This is a genomic window from Mucilaginibacter sp. P4_D1 (assembly GCF_056401935.1).
In genome coordinates this window covers 1-5,687 of record NZ_JBFUIJ010000097.1, presented here as the reverse complement: position 1 = coordinate 5,687, position 5,687 = coordinate 1, and the positions used below count along the sequence as shown (strand labels likewise).

General features: G+C 44.1%; 4 protein-coding genes. 3 read left to right on the top strand and 1 reads right to left on the bottom strand.

Features of this window, described 5'->3' with window-relative positions; all coding sequences use genetic code 11:
- Window positions 1–144 precede the first annotated feature (144 nt).
- From drmB to AC1DV1_RS31025, 3 genes are read left to right on the top strand one after another with little or no spacing between them, the layout of a single operon-like run.
- Window positions 145–1,095, top strand: a complete 951-nt coding sequence (gene drmB / locus AC1DV1_RS31035) for a DrmB family protein (RefSeq protein WP_477368652.1) — start codon at window positions 145–147, stop codon at window positions 1,093–1,095.
- The gene (locus tag AC1DV1_RS31030; RefSeq protein WP_477368650.1) at window positions 1,095–2,183 is read left to right on the top strand and encodes a 3'-5' exonuclease; all 1,089 of its coding nucleotides are present in this window, start codon (window positions 1,095–1,097) and stop codon (window positions 2,181–2,183) included. The genes drmB and AC1DV1_RS31030 overlap by 1 nt, the downstream gene beginning before the upstream one ends.
- On the top strand, window positions 2,183–3,748 hold the full coding sequence (locus AC1DV1_RS31025) for a hypothetical protein (protein ID WP_477368647.1): 1,566 nt from the start codon (window positions 2,183–2,185) through the stop codon (window positions 3,746–3,748). Before AC1DV1_RS31030 ends, AC1DV1_RS31025 begins: the two co-directional genes overlap by 1 nt.
- A 151-nt stretch (window positions 3,749–3,899) precedes the next feature.
- Here AC1DV1_RS31025 and AC1DV1_RS31020 read toward each other — a convergent pair.
- Window positions 3,900–5,687: hypothetical protein (locus AC1DV1_RS31020; RefSeq protein ID WP_477368644.1), on the bottom strand; the 1,788-nt coding region annotated here is incomplete at its 5' end.

Genomic DNA, 5,687 nt, shown 5'->3' with positions numbered 1-5,687 from the left:
GGGTCACTTTCGTCTGGCAAGAGGGGTCACTTTGCTTTGGCGAACGTGGTCACTTTCAACTGGCAAAGGGGGCCTTTTTGAGTGGGCCAAAAGGGGTCATTTTGGTGTGTTTTATCCAATCAGTACCACTGCAATCCCGAACTTGTGCTTCAGGCATTGCATGGCGACAGTGCCTCTGATGCAGGTGATAAATTCAGTTCAGATATTGAACTTGAAGAATGGACTGCCCTTATCACCGAGAACCCCGAAGCAGATGACCGTGATAAGTTTGTGACCAAACACTTTAAAGGCACTTCAAGGGATGCTATGAAAACGCTGAATCTTCTCATAGATCATGTTGTTTCTGTAGTTAAACTCCGTGAAGTTCGGGCCCTTACCGGTTTTTACAGGTATCAGCCGGGAGGTGATGAGGACAACAAAACCAGCAAGCCCGTACTCCCGGACCTGGGAAAAGGATCAGACTGGCTGCCTGCTCTGGAGGTTTATGGTGAGGGCATTTTTATTTCAGTCGATGAGACACGTCTCGCTGCCTGGGAAAACAGACCTGAAATAATTAACCGCGTAAAAACGCTCAGGGAAAGAACCGTAAACAGCAGTTACGAAAGGTTACTCCCGGAAGTAACGCCGAGATATGTAATGCTGCATACGATGGCGCACCTGCTGATCAGGAGACTGGCATTCGAGTGCGGTTATTCATCCGCTTCACTCAGGGAACGGATATATTCGCGTACAGGATCGGCCAAAGGAGCCCTGGCAGGTATTCTGATTTATACCGCGGCCGGTGATTCGGAAGGAACTCTGGGCGGTCTTTCACGGCAGTGCAGTCCTGACAAACTGTTCATGATTCTGATCTCAGCGCTGCAGGACGCAGCTAACTGTTCTGCAGATCCGATCTGCATGGAAAGCACAGGACAGGGACTGGATGCAATGAATCTGGCGGCGTGTCATGCCTGTTCGCTGGTTGCAGAAACTAGCTGCACTTCTTTTAACCTGCTTCTTGACCGTGCTCTGATTGTTGGTGACGGCCATATCAGCGGATTTTTTGAAGACATACTTAAAGAATTTCTTGAAGTTACTATTTTAAATGAGCAGTAATGAGATTACCGTCTTTCCGTGAACTTTCGCAGGAGCAGGATACTGTTTACAATCTTCCGCTCAGTCAGAACTACCTAGTAACAGGCCCGCCGGGTACCGGTAAAACGGTTATTGCACTCTACCGGGCTTCGATGTACAAAAACAGCAACCGGAAGCCCAAAATACTGTCATTATCAAAAGTACTATCAACGTATACGGCGGATGCTGCACGGGCGCTTAAAATCGACAGTTTTGTTGCGACTTATCACAGCTGGGTCTTCACAACGTACAAAAATCACTTCGGCAAAAATCCGCCTGAACTAAGCCGTTTCGTTTACGACTGGATGGCAATTACTCCCGAACTCGTAATGAGCCAGCTTAACAACCGGCCCTGTTTGCTGATAGACGAGGGACAGGATCTTCCTCCCGGATTTTACCTGGCAGCTTCACTGATGGCTGAACAACTGACGGTTTTTGCAGACGAAAACCAGCGCATTACAGATACCCAGTCGACATTTGATGACATCAGGAAAAATACCGGAATCACAAACGAATACAAATTAACCCGCAATTACCGGAACACGCTCGAAATAGCCCGGGTTGCTGCCTGTTATTACGCCGGAATGCCTACCGGTAAACCAGATTTACCTACGCGGCGCGGTGCCCTGCCGGTAATTCAGAAAACCAGGAGTTTTGAAGATGTGGTAAATGTAATTCTGCGTTTTGAACAAAATAATTCAAACCTGGAGATTGGTATATTTACCAAACTTCTGTCAACACAGACCTTACTTTTTGAAAGACTGAAAGGAAAAACAAAAAATGCAGTTGAATTTTATGATAACAATCAAACGGAAATGCCGAATTTCGGGACACCCGGTATAAAACTTATCAACTTCAAAAGTGCGAAAGGCCTCGAATTTGATGCTGTTTTTATTCCGGATCTGGAAACAATAAATATGAATATGGCTAATCCCGAAAATAAAATGCTTTTTTATGTGCTGTTGTCACGGGCGAGACAGCAGCTTTATCTGCTTTATTCCGCCGCAACCAAACCTGCTTTACTCAATCTAATTCCGGAGACTTTAACTGAATTCAGAAATACGCAATAATGGAACAATCACTTTTCGATCAGCAAAAGCCTGAAGCACTTTCGACAGAAAGAATATTCTTTATTACCAATCAGCTGAATTTGCGGGAAATTCTAACCGCCAGGTATATCGGAAGTCTTTATGGCTATGACGGTAAGTACTATGATGATTACCTGGCAGACTGTCCGGGAAGGATTCCGTTATTTACATCTCCGTTAAGCAGAACGGCAGGAGTCCGCGTCTGTGAAAGCAACCCGAGTATCCTGCGGCCGGTATACCTTGAAATTAAAGCCGGCGCACTAACCGGCCATGTATCTTTTCCCGCAGAAACGCAGATGCCGTATTGCATTACTACGGAAAAGCTGATTTCCCTGAGCGATGTCCTGAGCATCAATTTCCTAACCGCAGAAGATATGACTGAAACTGCGCTCAGGGAGTATTCCGACCTTCCGGATTTGAGAAAATTATACCGGGTTTTGCCCGATTTATTTTCGGACCAGGATCATACCGGTGAAATTCTGGCTTACCTGCGCAGTCTGCCGCCGGTAATTCTGCCCTCCGATGCAGAGTACAAAATTTACGACCGGATAGCGGGTGCTGTAACACTTTGCCTTTATTACATTAATGGGAAAAAAGACATTCTGAATTTTTTCCTTTCTGCCGGCTTTAAAAACGCCGGAAAAGTAAAACTCCCGCCCGCTTTACCGGACTGGTTTAAACTGGGGTTGTATCCCGACTACAGCAAAGATTTAAATTCCGAAAGTGTGCTTTTTGCGTCTGCCGTTAAAGTACTTCATACGCTTACTGCAGACACTGTCAATGTGAAAAGCGAAATTATAGAGCAGATCAGAAGGGAAACAACTCTTTTTAATATTCCCGAAGAAACCCGCAAAACACTTTACAGCGGTCTTGATCTCATGCATAAATATATCCGCAATGAACAGCCATTCGGGCCTAATATACCCAAACCGGGTTTTGAAGTCTCACGGGCTCTTCTGCTTTTCCTGATGCGGAGCGATTACAGGGATCTTCTTGTATGGTCAAAAGATGAGACGGGGGCCAATGATAACATCATGTTTACAGCACTGGCATTTGCAGGTTTGGCATCAGGGGTGAAAAGTATGGACATATCTTTCAGACCCGATGTACAGGATCAGAAAATCGCGGATATGATAGTCAGAGAATTAAATAGTCCGGCTTCTTTAAAAATAAAAAAAACAGATTTAAAAACATCCAAAGTAATTAAAGCTGTTACAGATTCTGATCAGAAATTACCTGTAAATGAAAATGCTGTAGTTTCCCTGATTGAAAAACTAAAATCAGCTGCTGTCAACACGGACAGGCTTACCAATTTTATAGCTACAGCACTTTGTAGTTATATGAGCTGGGATGAATGTGTAGAAACATCCGGTTCTTTCAATTCCTCAAACAGCATTACTATGCTGTTTGAGGGTAAAACGGTTAATTTTAAATTAAAGGGCATCGCAGCAGTTAATTACACAATCAACCTGCCGTCTTTTACTGACCTGATTGACGACTGTGACAAAGAGGCGCTTATAGTTTTCTTAAAGCAGTTTGTTCTTTGACAGCAACTTTCACATATTCTTGAATTTACAACGACACGTTTCGCCATTTCTGTACCTGCACTCTTTTCAAATCTTTGTCGTTCAATAATAGCGGTTTAAGGATTTACTGCAAATGTATTTTTTAAATCAACAAACTGCTAAGGTGGCTGGCTTACAGTGTCAGCAGTTCAGAACATACCTGTTTTAATTTCGGCAGCAGCTGATTTTCCGTCACGGCGCAGAGTTTATTGTCGTCCGCGGTTATACTGAACCCTGCATCATTGAGTTTTTTTAGCATTGAGGGCGCATTATTTTTACCGTTTGGAGGAACCAGGTGCATACTGAAAACTTTCCCCATATAACTGTAGTAAACCTGAAGTTCATATACCTGCTGCCGGTAAATAAATCCTTCAGTAATAAAACACGGCTGTGATTCATTACGCTCATTGTAGTAATAGTACTCTTTTGTAAATGGTGCAAAATCACTGATTTTATTTCTGATGTGCCTGCAGTAAAAACTGTAGCTGCGCAGTTCTGCATGGGCGCCGTAAAGCCTGAGCGTTTTAAAGAGCAGAACCTGTTCTTTGTCTTCATTCGCACGGACCAGATACTGCTTGCAGCACCGGAAGGGTTCCGGACTTTCAATAAAATATCTTTTCCAGGAACTGGTCTTATAACTTTTGATGATATTCAGCAACCCGGCTCTTTCCTGACCCTTATCGAGCAGGCTGATCAGCTGCCTTAAAGCGTCCAGTCTGTCTTTGTCTCTCAGTACTCTTCGCCAGTTCTCCTCTTTGTCACGCAAACCGGTATTGCTCGAACAAATATTCAGATTACTCCCTGACTGAAGAAAGTAGTTTTTAAAAGAAAATAAGGCGCGGTGGAAAAGGAAGTCCTGACTGTTCAGTATTCCTGCATCAAATACGGCCGCACATTTGGCACCGTTTTCCGCCACGGTGGCTACATCGTGATCAGGATCCGTGCTGAGCTTTAATATAAAGTCTATCTGACCGTTGAAATATGGATGACGTTCAAGTTCCATCAGCACAGGCTCCCATGCGCGGTTCTTCAGTATGAGTGAAGCTTTGAGTATCTCTTCGTCACGCTGTACAGTTGCAAAAAACGTTATCTGTGGTTTCGGACCCGTCAGGTAACCGTAAATATCGAAACAGTGTTTGCCCAGCCTGTCAATTGACTTTACAGCACTTACGAAGCTGTCAGGACCGTTAACAAATGTATTGTAGATTAGGTTCCGGCATACACGAAGCCAGTCCAGGAGCTCTTTCCGTTCCTCTGCCGAAAAGTCTTCTATATTTTTATCCTTTTCAGTCAGGAAACGAAATATGGCATAAATGAAAGCAGTGTCAAACCAGGTTAGTCCTGAGTTTTCTGCACCAAACATTTTACGTGAGAAATTTGGTTCGTCGGCACTGAGTATTCCAGCGAGAAGCTTATCAAGTGATGTCCACCCTTTCTTTTCCAGGCAACTGAACATCATAATCAATTTGCTGAAACCTGAACTGTCAAGCAGCCCAAGGTCCAGGTAAACAGCAGGCGGTATAAAATCAGGTTTTCGGAACATTTCCACGGTGTCTTTAGGGAAGTCGTCCGGTCTGCTAGTCTCTATAACAACCCTTTCGGAATAAATGAACAGCGAAATAAGTTTGATAAAAGCGAGGTACTGATCATCTATCTCATAAACGCCCGGTTTCCTGAAATTCCAGAAAATATCTGTCCACTCCACATCGAGCCGCTTATGCCAGTTTTCCACTCCTCCGGATCTGAGCTTTTTCTCTTTTGCATAGTCCTGGAGCCAGGCCTTGAAATTTTCGAAATCCGAGAGGTGTTTTCCTCTTGCGTTCATCTTCACATACAGCTCATCTGTCAATTCAAAATGATCCAGATCAAGGAAGCGGAATGAGATAATATCTTTGTCTGTCAGCGCTTCCCAGTACTGCCG